This window comes from Burkholderia crassaminum (genome assembly GCF_964265005.1).
Taxonomy (GTDB): Bacteria; Pseudomonadota; Gammaproteobacteria; order Burkholderiales; family Burkholderiaceae; genus Burkholderia.
Map to the genome: position 1 here is coordinate 844,127 of NZ_OZ183800.1, position 14,335 is coordinate 858,461.

13 protein-coding genes are annotated in these 14,335 nt (G+C 63.5%); 7 read left to right on the forward strand and 6 right to left on the reverse strand.

Annotated features, from left to right (window positions below; translation table 11 throughout):
- Positions 1 to 90: 90 nt before the first annotated feature.
- Positions 91 to 600 carry an AAA family ATPase gene (locus ACPTTF_RS20880; protein ID WP_166961845.1) on the forward strand — a complete coding sequence of 170 codons (510 nt, stop codon included), beginning with the start codon at positions 91 to 93 and terminating at the stop codon, positions 598 to 600.
- A gap of 175 nt (positions 601 to 775) precedes the next feature.
- Here the strand turns inward: ACPTTF_RS20880 and ACPTTF_RS20885 are convergent, their stop codons facing one another.
- The 5 genes from ACPTTF_RS20885 to ACPTTF_RS20905 form a co-directional block, all read right to left on the reverse strand.
- Positions 776 to 1,306 (reverse strand): hypothetical protein, encoded by a 531-nt coding sequence (locus ACPTTF_RS20885; RefSeq protein ID WP_423368026.1) that lies wholly within the window; start codon positions 1,304 to 1,306, stop codon positions 776 to 778.
- A gap of 222 nt (positions 1,307 to 1,528) precedes the next feature.
- A complete protein-coding gene (locus tag ACPTTF_RS20890; RefSeq protein ID WP_423368027.1) occupies positions 1,529 to 2,344 on the reverse strand; it encodes a hypothetical protein in 816 nt (271 codons plus the stop codon).
- 159 nt (positions 2,345 to 2,503) lie between these two features.
- A complete protein-coding gene (locus tag ACPTTF_RS20895; protein WP_423368028.1) occupies positions 2,504 to 3,634 on the reverse strand; it encodes a DegT/DnrJ/EryC1/StrS family aminotransferase in 1,131 nt (376 codons plus the stop codon).
- Between the two features lie 557 nt (positions 3,635 to 4,191).
- Positions 4,192 to 4,998: a hypothetical protein gene (locus ACPTTF_RS20900; protein ID WP_423368029.1), complete on the reverse strand. Its 807-nt coding sequence runs from the start codon at positions 4,996 to 4,998 to the stop codon at positions 4,192 to 4,194.
- Between the two features lie 304 nt (positions 4,999 to 5,302).
- Entirely contained in the window at positions 5,303 to 6,217 is a 915-nt protein-coding gene (locus tag ACPTTF_RS20905; RefSeq protein WP_423368030.1) for a glutaminase, read from the reverse strand.
- Positions 6,218 to 6,435: 218 nt separating this feature from the next.
- Here ACPTTF_RS20905 and ACPTTF_RS20910 point away from each other — a divergent pair, with 218 nt between their 5' ends.
- From ACPTTF_RS20910 to ACPTTF_RS20920, 3 genes are all read left to right on the forward strand, one after another.
- A complete protein-coding gene (locus tag ACPTTF_RS20910) occupies positions 6,436 to 7,146 on the forward strand; it encodes a response regulator (RefSeq protein ID WP_166961862.1) in 711 nt (236 codons plus the stop codon).
- Between the two features lie 64 nt (positions 7,147 to 7,210).
- Complete coding sequence (locus tag ACPTTF_RS20915; RefSeq protein WP_423368031.1) at positions 7,211 to 8,341, forward strand: ATP-binding protein; 1,131 nt, start codon at positions 7,211 to 7,213, stop codon at positions 8,339 to 8,341.
- Between the two features lie 308 nt (positions 8,342 to 8,649).
- Positions 8,650 to 9,285, forward strand: a complete 636-nt coding sequence (locus ACPTTF_RS20920; protein ID WP_423368032.1) for an FMN-dependent NADH-azoreductase — start codon at positions 8,650 to 8,652, stop codon at positions 9,283 to 9,285.
- A gap of 57 nt (positions 9,286 to 9,342) precedes the next feature.
- Here the strand turns inward: ACPTTF_RS20920 and ACPTTF_RS20925 are convergent, their stop codons facing one another.
- Positions 9,343 to 11,736, reverse strand: a complete 2,394-nt coding sequence (locus ACPTTF_RS20925) for a patatin-like phospholipase family protein (protein ID WP_423368033.1) — start codon at positions 11,734 to 11,736, stop codon at positions 9,343 to 9,345.
- 271 nt (positions 11,737 to 12,007) lie between these two features.
- Between ACPTTF_RS20925 and ACPTTF_RS20930 the strand changes: the two genes are divergently transcribed.
- The 3 genes from ACPTTF_RS20930 (at position 12,008) to ACPTTF_RS20940 (ending at position 14,301) form a co-directional block, all read left to right on the forward strand.
- Positions 12,008 to 13,042, forward strand: a complete 1,035-nt coding sequence (locus tag ACPTTF_RS20930; protein WP_166961872.1) for a rod shape-determining protein — start codon at positions 12,008 to 12,010, stop codon at positions 13,040 to 13,042.
- 269 nt (positions 13,043 to 13,311) lie between these two features.
- The gene (locus tag ACPTTF_RS20935; protein ID WP_423368034.1) at positions 13,312 to 13,971 is read left to right on the forward strand and encodes a YdcF family protein; all 660 of its coding nucleotides are present in this window, start codon (positions 13,312 to 13,314) and stop codon (positions 13,969 to 13,971) included.
- 159 nt (positions 13,972 to 14,130) lie between these two features.
- Positions 14,131 to 14,301 carry a hypothetical protein gene (locus ACPTTF_RS20940; protein ID WP_423368035.1) on the forward strand — a complete coding sequence of 57 codons (171 nt, stop codon included), beginning with the start codon at positions 14,131 to 14,133 and terminating at the stop codon, positions 14,299 to 14,301.
- The last annotated feature ends 34 nt before the right edge of the window (positions 14,302 to 14,335 follow it).

Genomic DNA, 14,335 nt, shown 5'->3' on the forward strand with positions numbered 1-14,335 from the left:
ACATCCGGCGGTCGGGTCGCGCTGCCTCGACAACGCCGGACACAATAACCAGACGCCACTTTGGCGCTCGACTTGGAGGAAGGGGATTTCATGGGAGTGGTACATATCGTTTTTGGGCCGCAAGGTGCCGGCAAGTCGACTTACGCGCGTACGCTCGCAGCCTCGTCCGGCGCGACGCGTTTCTCGATCGATGAGTGGATGGCACAGCTGTACGGGCCGGATCTTCCGGAGCCGCTTCAATTGAGCTGGCTCATGGAGCGAGTGCAGCGCTGCGAGAGTCAAATCTGGCGCACTGCCGAGCAGATCGCGAAAAATGGCGGGAACGTCATTCTCGATCTCGGTTTCATGAAGGCGCGAAATCGTTCGGCGTTTGCCGATCGAGCCAGGGACGCCGGTATTGCGAGTGAACTGCACTTTGTCACCGCACCGCATGACATCCGCCGCGGCCGTGTTCTGACGAGGAATTCAGAAAAGGGCGAGACGTTTTCGTTCGAGGTTTCGCCTGCGATGTTCGATTTCATGGAAAAGGAATTCGAAGCGCCGACGTCGCTCGAACTCGCATCGGCAACCGTGTTCGATTCTCATGTTCCGGCCGCGTGATCGTGTGATCGGGTTGGCGCTTGATTGTCGGCACAGGTAGTGGGGCGGCAGGCGCTTGACCGCTCGGCTCCTGTGCTTGAAGGCGGTGCTTGAGTTTTCGAGTGCCCGATTCACGGAAGGTCGGCAGTTCGATCGTATTGCAGAACGTTTGCGATGGTGCCGACGATCATCTCCGCTAGCGCACCAGATCACAATGAATCTGCAGGCTTTCCGTTGCGTTGCGGTGAATCTGAAACCCGTGCTGCATCAGCGCGGCCTGGATCTGCGCGAGGGCCGACGCACATCGCCGCACGCGGCGCCGCTGCCAGAAAGGCGGCGTGAATACGCCCAGCGGCAACATTCGGACGCGGCGACCGTTCAGGCTGAATGAAACGTCGATATGCGTTCCGTCGACATCGTGTCCGTTGCTGCCGAAGATATCGGCCAGTTCGTCGCGGCGGGCGGGGTAGAGCAGGCGGAACGTGCCGATTCCCAGCGCGCGAAACTGACGACGGGCAAAACCGAGGCCGGACGCTCGCGGCTCGTAGCCGCGCGTCAGGATCAGGCTGATCCCGGCGGGCAACGCGGGCTGGATCGTCTGCAGTTTGCCCAGGACGCGGGCTTCCACGTGGACGTGTCGTGCTGGCCAGCGCGGCTGGATCCGTACGCCGGCGTGGATGCCGGGAGTCAGGGTAAGCAGGTTCGAATGCGTGTTCAGGCTATCCATGGGTGCGATGCGGCATAAGAGCGGGCGATTGACGGGCAATGCCCGCATTGAGCATGTCGGTACATGCCGATATCGGTTGGTCGCCGTTGCCTCGGGGCAGTCGTGCGTAGCGCTGATGCGTCGGAAAATCGACCGCCCCGAATAGGTCGTCAACCATTCCGGTGCGAACGTGCTGGCACACCGGCAATATGAACCGACGGGCGAGTACCGCTCACCGATTTCTCAATACGTCCCAAAGAGCCTGAGACTGCCGTCCTGCTCCCTCAATACCGTAATCTCTTTCCCGCGGGGTAGCTCGTAACCACCCACATGTTGATCTACGGCGGAGATACAGGTCAACCGTTCGTATGTGTCGAATTCAAATGCCCCTGCGGCACACTCAATGCCGAAAACTTTCCACGAGTGAGGTAGTTCTCCTGAAATCGAGTCTGCGACGATGCCGTCGAAAGCGAACGCCTTGACGTGGGTTCCAGCAGGGAGATCGAGTTCGTGGTCTTGAAACTCGGAGGCAAGCGTGCAGTCCACTGTGTCCAAATGCTTTTGGTAGTCGAAGGAGGCACGCTCCTTGTGGTGTGTAAATGGGCCGGGTGCACACTCGATCCCGCCGATCGATGCCGGCTTCGCAAGCGTCCCGTAAGCAACGTAACTCGTATTGTCGTCGGAACGAAACACTCCGAAGTCTCCGCTCACGTTCAGCCCCAGAAGCGGCGTGTTCGACGGGACGGTGCCGCTTTTGACCGAATGTGGTGAATACACTTCGAGGACAACCGTCGAGCCAGGCGGAAACGTCATTCCGTCAAATACCGTTGCCCGTGTGACGTGGTGGGTGTACCAGGCGCTTATTGCTTGGTCATAGCTGTCAGCAATTGAACGATTGTTGAGAAGTGCGAGAGCCTGCACGAACACCAGACAGCAGAGAAAGACGACGCCGCGTCTCCAGGCCTTATGCGCGCGGACGCTACCGATCAACCCGAAGGCCGCGACGATCAACGTAAGCGGTATGGTGACGGCAAGCGTCAAAAGAAGCAGGATCGCCAAATCCGATATTCCATACAACGCCATTATCGAGTCTCCGTTTGATCAGTTTTCGCCGCGATCCACGTTGAACTGCTGTCGATACCGCCCAGGCATTGGTGTCGGACAGATGTGCCGCGAGCATTGCTTATGCGTCGGGGAGGTAAGGCGGCATGTGAAGCATTAAAGCGTGTGCCAGACCTCGGCTACGGTACGGCAGACGCGATCGACATTTTCCTCAGTCATCCCGACGTGTAGCGGCAAGGTAACAGTCTCGCGTGCGATGCGCTCGGCATTAGGGAACTGGCCTTCGGCATAACCCAGTTTCCGGCCAAGCGAAGTCGTATGGAGCGCCTCGTATGAAACGCCGGACAAGATGCCGCGGCGCTCCAGTTCGTTGCGGAACGCATGGCGGCTGAATCGCGTTGCGGAAAATGGGAACAGCACGCAGAACATGTTCCAGCTTTGCCGCGGCACCGCCCGAGGGGGCAGGACCGCCCCCGCGATTTCCGGAAACTTCTGAAAATATCGCGAAACAAGCGCCTCCCGCTTTTCCAGAAACCCTTCGAGCTGCTGCAGCTGTCGCAGGCCGATGGCCGCCGATACGTCCGACATGTTGAATTTGCCGGCGGCACTTTCCACATCCCGGGTGCCGTCAGGCAAGCGACGTATGCCGTGGAACCGGAGGGTGTCGATGCGTTTCGCTTCCTCCTCCGAATTGACGACAATCGCACCGCCTTCGATGGTCGTCATGTTCTTGTTCGGATGGAAACTGAACGTGGTCACGTCGCCAAAGCTACCGATCGGTCGTCCCTGCCAATGCGAACCCTGGACCAGCGCCGCATCTTCGACGACTCGCAAGCCGTACTTGTTGGCGAGCGCCATAAGCGCATCCATGTCCACGAGAGAGCCGGGGAAGTGCGTCGGCATGATCGCCTTGGTTCGCGCTGTGATCGCGCGCTCCACCTGTTCCAGATCGATCGCGCGCGACTCGAGATCGCAGTCGACAAATGTCGGAACCGCTCCACATTTGACGATCATGTTCATCGTGGAGAAGAAGCTTTGAGCCGAGGTAATGACCTCGTCGCCGGGACCGACACCACAAATCTGCAATGCCAGCTCAATTGCCGCCGTCGCCGATGTGACAACGCGTGTCGGTCGTCCTCCGAAAGTCGCGGAGAGTGCGTCTTCAAAGGCTTGTGTTTTGGGGCCGCTCGTCAGATGGCGTGACCGAAGCACGTCAGCGACAGCTTCAATGGTGAGCTCATCAAGCTCCGGCTGTGCAAATTTAATGGGAGTGAGGGAATCGGTCATGAATTCGATGAGGATAATGAGCGACGCGTAAGGGCACGCGTCCGCCGTTAATATGCGATGGATTATCGCATCACGGCGTCCATTTTCCTGTCGTCGGCCCTTCAGGCCCACGGTGTAATTGTGGGTAGCAGAATCGCCACGGCGGCGACGAGACATGACGATTGGAGAATCGCTTCGGGGCGAGGCCTATGTCCGTTGCGGGTCGATTGCTTCCGATGACCGAATTTCCCATCGAGCGCGCCGGCGCATGCCGATATGAATTTGCCGCTGTTGTGCCAGATGAGATGCGCTTAATTCCGACGCTTCAAAAATCGACCTTCCCGAATAAGTCGTCCACCACTCCAGCGCCAGCGTGCCGGCACTCCGGCAATACAAACTGACAGGTAATCCCTCCGGGACAGGCTGCACGGGCAAGTGCCGTGACGCCTTCGACCACCGCGTTCGGCCAGAAGCTGCCGCTGGCAGGACGAAGAAGCGGTCATATGAGTGGTGACTGTAAGCAGCCGAATTTCTCTGAGGGGATTCCTTCGATGAAAAGGCCGGGCCGCCGACATCTGCTACATAGCTTTCATTGAAAACCGATCGTCATAGGGAAAGTGATCGACGCTATCCTTGGTAACGGTAACAAAACAGCGGTTCGCGAGGAGTTCCATGCGCTCCTTCGGCGACAGTCCTTCATCGTTGCGCGATTCTGCATGAAGTTCCAAAAGATCAACCGTGCCGTCGACATTAAAGTGGAAGGTGTCGCCCAGGTGGTAATCGCGCCTGAAAGAAGTTCGCCATGATGAGTTGTGCCCCCACCCGTGGGCGAGGTCGTGGTGCGGTCGTGTCTTTCTGCGAAAAGCCCAATAAAGAGTAGAAGCGTCAGCGACCTCTGGGCGCATGACACTGGCGTTTGCAGATAGAGTGACGCCTGCCCGCATCAAGAGAAGAGGGCCGAGCATCAGGCATGGCCAGTGATATTTGGCAATTTGAGGTAATTGAGCCGCCTCGGCAGAGCAAGATAGAGCGGCGATCTCGTGATGGAAAGGCGAATATCGATCGGGACGCACGACATCCAAGCCGATGCGTTCGGAGAAGCACACAAGCTCATCCTCCGAGATGGCGGGGCCACGCCACTCAGTTCCATCGGCTCGTCCACTCTGGAAACAAAGCACCAGAAGCTCGAAAGCGCGGCTAGCTGCGTAAAGCAACCAGCGTTCGTCTTCGGGTACATTCGGGATAGGCCTACCGCTTCTTAAGCGTATGGATCGGAGCCGTTCGATTTCGGCAGGATTCTCCTCTATCCAAGGAATCAGCACATCGACGAAAGCCGCCTGGCCTCGGTATGCGAGTAGCTCGTCATGAAGGGCTCGAAATGACATATAGAAATACTCGCATCAAGAGGCTCGACGTAATCAGGGCCGCGACAACTCAGAGAACATACCTGGGTCCCTGCTTTGCAAGACCGATACTGGACAAAGCTGTCAGCACGGTTGCTACAAACATTGTAGCTGGGGACCGCACGGCCCTATCGCATGAGCGCGGAGACGCTGAATGACTGCTTTTCGGTCCATTTCTGGAGGGCCGCTTCGGGTCGATTGCCGCCAAATGACGAATTCTCCGTTGAGTGCGCTGATATTCGCCCGCCGCCATTGCGCCAGATGAGGCACGCTCAACTTCGCCGCTTCAAAAAATCGACCGCCCTGAATAAGTCGTCAACCACTCCAACGCCAGCGTCCCTGCCAACGAATTCCCATTAGCATCCAACCCCGGCGCCCACACACAAACGGCCATCTCTCCAGGCAACACCGCGACGATCCCGCCGCCAACCCCGCTTTTCGCCGGCAACCCGACGCGATACACAAAATCCCCCGCCGCATCATAAGTACCGCAAGTCAGCATCAACGCCGACAGCCGCTTCGCGGAACTCGAATCGACGATCCGCTCGCCGGTCACCGGCGCGACACCGCCGTTCGCAAGAAACAGCGCCGCGCTGGCAAGCTCGACACAGTTCATCGTGATCGCGCACTGGCGGCAATACGCATCGATCACCGTATCGGGCGGCATCTGCATGTTGCCGAAGCTCGCCATGAAGTGCGCCATCGCGCGGTTGCGCTCCGCGTGCTGCAGCTCCGACTGCGCGACGCGCGAATCGTAGTCGATGTCGTTCGTGCCGATCATTCGCCGCACGAATTCGACGAGCGCCGTCTCGGCTTTCACGAAACGGCGGCACAGCACGTCGGTGACGACCAGCGCCCCCGCATTGATGAACGGGTTGCGCGGCTTGCCGCGCTCGCTCTCGAGCTGGACAAGCGAATTGAAAGCGTTGCCGGACGGCTCGCGGCCGACCCGTTCCCACAGTGCGTCGCCCAGCAACTGGAACGCGAGCGTGCACGCGAACAGCTTCGAGATGCTCTGGATCGAGAAGCGCTCGTGCGCATCCCCGACCGTGCAAACGTTTCCGTCGAGCGTGACGACGGCCATCCCGAACTTGTCGGCGGGCACTTTCGCGAGCTCGGGAATGTAATCGGCAACCCGCCCCTGGCCGATCCAGGGGGCGAGTTCGGTGTGGATGCGTTCGAGGATCGTTTGATAATTCATCAAGTCAGGCGGGCAGGGCATGGCCCGGATTCAGGCGAGCCCGTATGGAACCGTCCCGGCGCCGATTCGTCAAGCGCGGTCGATATCGCTCCCTTATTTTCAAGACCTCTAAACAGGCAATCGGCTGGCGCAGTATCATGCGGTACGTTTCGGCCGATGGCCGGCGTCCGGCACCGGCCGGCGCCGCCGCGGCCATCCTGATGATCCGACCGCTGCCCATGTCTTTTCGCATCCTGCTCGTCGAAGACGACACCCGCCTGTCCACGCTGATCGCCGGCTACCTGCGCAAGAACGACTATGAAGTCGACACTGTGCTGCATGGCGACGCCGCGGTGCCGGCGATCCTGTCCATTCGTCCCGATCTCGTCATTCTCGACGTGAACCTGCCAGGCAAGGACGGCTTCGAAATCTGCCGGGAGGCGCGCAAGCAGTACGATGGCGTGATCATCATGGTGACGGCCCGCGACGAGCCGTTCGACGAACTGCTCGGCCTGGAATTCGGCGCGGACGACTACGTGCACAAGCCGGTCGAGCCGCGCATCCTGCTCGCACGGATCAAGGCCCAGCTGCGCCGCGCGCCCGCGCGTGCGGCCGAGAGCACCGCGCCGCAGCCCGAGCGCTACGCGTTCGGCAAATTCTCGATCGACCGCACCGACCGCTCGGTCGTGCTTCCCGACGGCAGCACGCCCGACCTGACGTCGGCCGAATTCGACCTGCTGTGGGCGCTCGTGTGCCATGCGGGCGAAGTCGTCAGCCGCGACGACCTGATGCTGCAGTTGCGCGGCGTCGAATTCGACGGCCTCGACCGCACGATCGACGGGCGCATCTCGAAGCTGCGCCGCAAGCTGCGCGACGACGCGAGCAACCCGCAGCGGATCAAGACGATCCGCAGCAAGGGTTATCAATTCAGCAAGCACGCGTGGGAATGACGCGGCCTTCGGGCGACGTCGTCACGTTCCGCGCGGGCATTCCACCCGCCGGCCGGGAGCCGAGATGATCCGACGAACCCGTTCGCACCCCGATGCACCGCCGCTGCCGACGCTGCGCTACGTCAAATGGCGCTGGCTGCATTTCCGCCGCGCCTGGACCGATACGCGCGCCGACCGCATTCCGAGCTGGTCGCGCCTTTATGTGCGCACCTACCTGCATCTGCTCGGCCTCGTGCTGCTGACCGCGCTCGTGCCGGCGCTGGCGCTGTGCGTCGAATTGTCGCCGCAGGTCGTGTGGCATGCGTTCGACTCGCTGCCCGGCGACATCTGGATCGTGCTCGCGCTCGTGTTCGCCGCACCCGCGCTCGCGGCGTACCGGTGGATGCGGCCGGTGTGGTCGGATCTCGTGATGGTGCGCGAGCGCGCGATCGACTTCACGGGCGGGCGCTTCAACACGCGCGCGCGCGAATCGCACAGCGTGATCATCGGCCCGCTCGCACGGACGCTGAATGCGCTCGCGATGCGGATGGAACGGCTGATCGCCGCGCAGCGCGACTTGACGAACGGCATCTCGCACGAATTGCGCACGCCGCTCGCGCGCGTGCGTTTCGCACTCGAAATGCTGCGCGAGCCGGGTTCCGCGGCCGAATACCAGAGCGCGCTCGAGAGCATCGCGCAGGACGTGACCGAGCTCGAGGAATTGATCGACATGAGCCTGACGTTCGCGCGGCTCGAATACAGCTCGCTGCAGTCGAACCTCGAGATGACGGCCCCCGTCGCGTGGTTCGAACATCAGGTCAGCGATGCGCAGCTGCTGTATCCGGAGCGCGCGATCGAGTCGCGCATCGCGATCGCGTCGGACCTGCGGGTGAAGATGGACCGGCGGCTGATGTCGTACGCAATGCGAAACCTGTTGCGCAACGCGAGCAAGTACGCGAAATCGCAGATCGTCGTCGGGATCTCGCTCGTGCACGGCAATATCGGGATCTTCGTCGAGGACGACGGCCCCGGCGTGCCGGAGAGCGAGCGCGAGCGGATCTTCGACGCATTCGTGCGTCTCGACCGCCGCACCGGCGGCTATGGCCTCGGCCTGTCGATCACGCGGCAGGTGCTCCATGCGCACAACGGCCGGATCGCGGTCGTCGATCCGGTCGAACTCGGCGGCGCACGCTTCGAGATCAGCTGGCCGGTCTAGCGATCCGCAACACGGGCCCCGGCCTCGACAGCAACCCAACACGATCAAACGACAGCCGCGCGCGCCGGATTCGAGCGCGTCGCCGGCTTTTCATGCCGTACCTTTCCCGTTTCGATGCCTCCTCGCACCGCAATCGCATGACGATTCGTTTGCCGCGCGTGCGCGCTTTGCATTACGATTGCAATTGCAACTATGTGGGCGGGTCGAGTCGTGACAGCGGAGGCGGGCGGCCCGCGACGCAGCAGTGAAGCCGGGGCAGCCGCGATGGCCGCCCCCTTGTTCATGCATTCCTGTCCGGGTCATACAACATGCGGCTTTTGAATATCGTGTCTTCTCCCCGCGGCGCGAGGTCGGCGTCGATCGCGGTCGCCAATGCCTTTGTCGATGCGCTCCGGGATTCGGGCGTAACTTCGGGCGTAACGATCGACGTCGATACGCTGAATGTCTGGGAAGAAGACTTGCCGGACTTCGGCAGCGACGCGATCGGCGCGAAGTACAAAGGCGTCGCGAACGCGCCGATGGATGACGCGGAGCAGTCGGTCTGGCGGCGCATCCAGTCGCTCGTGAAGCGCTTTCAGGACGCGGACCGGATCGTCGTAGGCGTGCCGATGTGGAATTTCGGCTATCCGTACAAGCTCAAGCAACTGATCGATCTCGTCAGCCAGCGGAACATGCTGTTCACGTTCGACGGGAAGGCCTACGCCCCGTTGCTGGAGATTCCGCGCGCGCTGGTCATCCATGTTCGCGGACAGAGCCGGGAGACCGGCGCGGGCGCCGACAATCCGGGGTTCCGGCATCAGGCCGACTACCTCGAATTCTGGTTGCGGTTCATTGGCGTGAGCGACGTCAGGAGCCTGACCGTCGAACACACGTGGGGTGCGCGGGCGAGCGACAGCATCGAGCGGGCGCAAGCCCGGGCGGTCGCGATGGCCGCGGCGTTCTGATCCGGGCGTGCGGCGCGACGGAGTCGCGGATGCCGCCGAAGCGGCACCCGCGCACGCTCAGTAGGTGCGGCCGAGCTGCAGGTAGAAGTTGCGACGGCCGCTGGGCGCGAGCGCCACGCCGATGTAGACGGGCCCGAACGCGGTCGACAGGCTCGTGAAGAACGTATAGCTCTGCTTGAGCGCGCCGCCACCGATCTGCTGCCCGCTCGACCAGACGTTGCCGACTTCCGCGCTGGCACCCACCGACAGCGCCTTGATCGGCGACGCGTTGAACGTCATCAACTGGTTCATGTAGGTCACCTGCGCGTACGCGAGCTCGTTGCCGTTCAACTGGTCGGCCGCATACGCGGACAGGTGCTGGAAGCCGCCGAGCGTGAAGTTGAACGCGTTGATCAGGTTGGTGCCACCGATGCTCTTGCCGCCTTCGATCGTCGCGCTGATGCTGTGGCGGCCGAACTGCTGCGCCACCATCGCCTTGCCGTAGATCTCGGTGTAGGGCGCGTTGTTGATGCTGTCGTCGAATTGGTTCGCCGAGCCCCCGTTGCGCGATACCAGCGAGCGCTCGACGCGCAACTCGGTGAAATAGCCCTTGCGCGGGAACAGCGGATCGTCGAGCTGGTCGATGACGAGCCGCGCACGCGCGATCAGCGCCTGCGACGTGAAGCTCGACCACAGCAGCGTCTGGCCGCTGCCGTCGTCGAACGGCAGGTTGTAGGTCGGCGAGCCGTGCCCGGTCACGTACCCGACGCCGATCCGGAAATCGCCGAGCCGCGCGAGCGGCAGGCCGAGATCGAGCCCGGCGCGTGCGGTCTGCATCAGGTACTGCGTGATCTTCACGTCGCCGCTGTCGTCGTACAGGTTCGCGTAGCGGCGCTGGTATTCCGCGTAGGGCGACAGATAGACGCCGTAAGCCATCGACAGCGGCTGGCGGAACTCGATGCGCGCGGATTGCAGGTCGCTGCCGATCGTCGTGTCCGCGCGGAATTCGAGCCCCGATTCGGTGAGCCACGGCCGCCGGTAGCCGACATGCAGGCGGAAGCCACCCTCGTCGGTCGAACTGCTCGACATGCCGAGCCCGAACAGCAGGAAGTTCGGACCCCAGTATTTCTCGCGCGCGTCGATCTCGAGCACGTTCTCGTCGCCGTGGCTCACGATCTGCTGCGTGACGCTCTCGAAGTTGCCGCCCGTCGTGAGGCCGAGCAGATCCTGGCTGACGGTGTTCGGATCGTACGTGTCGCCGGGCTTCACGTGCAGCGCGTTGCTGACGACCCGCTTCGGCACGCCGCCGGAGGTCTTGATGTCGATGCGCGTGATCCGGATCGGCGGCGGCAGCGGCTGTGCGTGCGCAGACCGGTAGGCCTCATATTGTTCCGGCGTGAGCGCGAAGCGCTGCAGTTTCGGCAGCGCCGCGGTCGCGGCGGCCGCGCCGGCGGCGATCGCCTTCTTCGCGTTCTGGAAATCGGTGAACGCGAGCGAGCCGAGATCCGGCGTGAGCAGCACGTCCTGCGCGTCGAGCTGCTTGCGCTGGGCGGTCACGTTCTGGCGGATCAGGATGCCGACCATCTGCTGCATCACGTCGGCGGGCGACGCGAGCGCGTCGAGCGGGCGCAGCTGCGAGCCGATGTCGACCGCGATCACGACGTTTGCGCCCATCTGCCGCGCGGTATCGACGGGCAGGTTGCTGACGAGCCCGCCGTCCACCAGCGCGCGCCCGTTGATCTCGGCCGGCGCGAACAGGCCCGGCATCGCCATGCTCGCGCGGATCGCGAGCGGCAGCGAGCCGTGGTCGAGCACCACCATCTGGCCCGTCTGCAGGTCGGTCGCGACCGCGCGGTACGGGATCGGCAGGCGGTCGAACGGCTGGTTGGTCGGCACGGCGGCCGTCCAGTTCGCGAGCAGCGCCTGCAGCCGGTTGCCCTGCACGAGGCCGACCGGCGCCTTCACGCCCTTCTTGCCGAAGCCGAGCGTCAGCCCGTTGATGTACAGGCGTTCGTCCTCCCGGCTGGTTTGCGGCAGGTCCGCGCGGTCCGTTACGTCGAATGCGATGTCCGCGAGGTCGACCTCCGACAGCCGCTTCTGCATCTCGCCGGCGGCCATGCCGCTCGCATACAGGCCGCCGACCACGGCACCCATGCTGGTGCCCGCGATGCAGTCGATCGGGATGCGGTTGTCCTCCAGCACCTTCAGGACCCCGAGGTGTGCGTAGCCGCGCGCGCCGCCGCCGGACAGCACAAGGCCGATCGACGGGCGGCCTGCCGGGCCGCCGTCGGCCTCGCAGGTGTGCCCGGATGCGGCGGGCGTGGCCGCCGGCGCGCTGGCGGCGGGTGCCTGGGCGGCAGCGGATTCGGGGGCCGGCAGCGGTTGCGCGGCGACCGTGCAGCACCAGAAGGCGACGAGCGTCGTGCAAAGCGGGCGCACCCGCGCCCAGCGGAAGGAAACGGTCGCTGTCATGGTGGAAATACCTGGCGTGATCGGGCGTCTGAGGCCTGCCGGGAGCAGGCAAGACCGAGAGATTACCGTGTTTTACAGAGGCAATGCGAGAGGCTGTTGCGTAGCCGGATGTGTCCGGAACGGCACATTTGACAATTGCGTCGCGAAAAAATCATCGGAATTGCCTAAAGTATCGGAACGATTTGCCGCTAAGTTTGTGATGGGGCGGCATGGACGCGCGGCGGAAATGCGGCGCGGCTGCCCCGCGCCCGTTCGATTACAAAGGTTTGATATGTCGACACCGCTGTTCGGAAAGTTGTTTGCGCAACCCGTTGCGATCGACCCTGGAACGGCGAGTACGCGGATTTATACGCACGAACGCGGCGTGGTGCTGAACCAGCCGTCGGTCGTCTGCTTCCGCAAGGCCGGCGCGACCGACGCGCGGCCGACGCTCGAGGCCGTCGGCGAGCTCGCGAAGGCGCTGCTTGGCCGCGAACCGGGGCATCTCGAAGCCGTGCGGCCGATGCGGCACGGCGTGATCGCCGATGCGCACGCGGCCGAGCAGATGATCCGCAGCTTCATCGACATGTCGCGCACGCGTTCGCGTTTCGGCCGCCGCGTCGAGGTCACGCTGTGCGTGCCGTCCGATGCGACGGCCGTCGAGCGCCGCGCGCTGCGCGAGGCCGCGTTCGCGGCGGGTGTATCGGAGGTCGAACTGATCGAGGAATCGCTGGCGGCCGGGCTCGGCGCGGGCCTGCCGGTGACCGAGCCGGTCGGCTCGATGGTCGTCGATATCGGCGGCGGGACGACGGAAGTCGCGGTGATCGCGCTCGGCGGCATCGTCTATCGCGAGGCGATTCGCGTCGGCGGCAGCCAGTTCGACGCGGCGATCGTCAACCATGTCCGCAACCTGTATGGCGTGCTGCTCGGCGAGCAGACGGCCGAACACGTGAAGCAGTCGATCGGCTCGGCCACCAGCGCGGTGCCGCGCCGGTCGACGCGCGCGGTCGGGCGCAGTGTCGGCGACGGGCTGCCACGCTCGATCGAGCTGTCCAACCACGATGTGGCGGACGCGCTGGCCGCGCCGCTCAAGCAGGTGATCGGCGCGGTGAAGTCGGTACTGGAGAACGCGCCGGCCGAACTCGTAACCGACATCGCGAATCGCGGCGTGGTGCTGACGGGCGGCGGCGCGCTGCTCGCGGATCTCGAACGCCTGCTGTACGACGAGACGGGCCTCGTCGCCCGGATCGCCGACGAACCGGCCACCTGCGCGGTGCGCGGCGCGGGCGAGGCGATGGGGCGGCTCGCGATGTGCCCGGTCGACTGATTCGGGCCGTGCCGGGCCGTGCATCGCGGCGCGGCCATTCAGATTCTTTCGATCTCCGTAGACCTCCGCAGACCTCGGCAGACCTCGGCATTGCCTGCCCGCTTCGCCGGGCAAGCGTCTCCTGTCGACTTGCCGGACGGCCGGCCGCCGCCCGGCATCGGCTCGTCGCGTGGACACCCGAACGCGCACCGTGCTAGCGTTACGCGCCCGTGCGGGGCCGGGCAAGCCGATATGCCCGGCGAGCCCGACGACCTGAGAGACCGAAAACCTTGAAAAACCACACCAAACGGGGCTTCATTGCCCGAACGGGCCGCCTGCTGGCCTTCGTTGCCTGCCTCTGGATCGTCGCAGCCGTTGCGCTCGTCGCGTACGGGATGCGGATGCCGAGCGAGCCGGCCGATGTCGCCGTGATCTTCGGCAACGCGCTCGACGAGACAGGCGCGCCGAAGCCGGTGCTCGCCGCCAGGCTCGATGTCGGCGTGCGCTGCTACCGCACGGGGCAGTGCCCGGCGTTCCTGGTCAGCGGCGCGATCGACGGCCCCGGGCTGAACGAGGCGACCGCGATGCGCGACTATCTCGTGGCGCACGGCGTGCCGGCCGACCGGATCGCCGTCGACGACCAGGGCGACAACACGCTCGCGACTGCGCAGCACACGCTGGCTTACCTGCAGGCGCACGGCCTGTCGCGCGTGCTGATCGTCAGCCAGTACTACCACCTCGCGCGAGCGCGCCTCGCCTTCGAGCGCGTCGGTATCGCGCGGGCGAACATCTCCGCCGCGTATCCGGGCCGTTTCCAGTTGCGCGACGTTTATTCGAGCTGGCGCGAAGTGCCGGCCTACGCGGTGTATGCGGTGCGGTTGTGGGTGAACCCCGATGCGCGGCCTGTCTCGTTCCGGCCGATGCTTTATCTGATGAGCCTGTTTTCGTAAAACGGCCGTCGGTGCGGCGCACGCGATGGCGATCCGGATTGCGTAATTGGTGCAACGCGGAAGTTGACGCGATTGATGTAACGCCTGAAAACCCCGCTTTTATCGATCGATTAACCGGGCACGGATTATCTGCGTCAGCGATTCGCAAGAAAAAATATAGTGCGCACGGAATCCGTGTGGCGCCAATCGTGGCCGTGTATCGGTGTTTTCGCGGATGCGGTGATTCCGGTGTTTTTTGAGAAAAATCAAAAGAGCCGCGCGGGAAACATGCTGGATGCGGTCGGCGAGCATGCCTCGGCGGGTAAAAAATACACGATCCCAGGCCCCTGATCCGATGGGTAAACATCGACTGGAAAATGGCGTG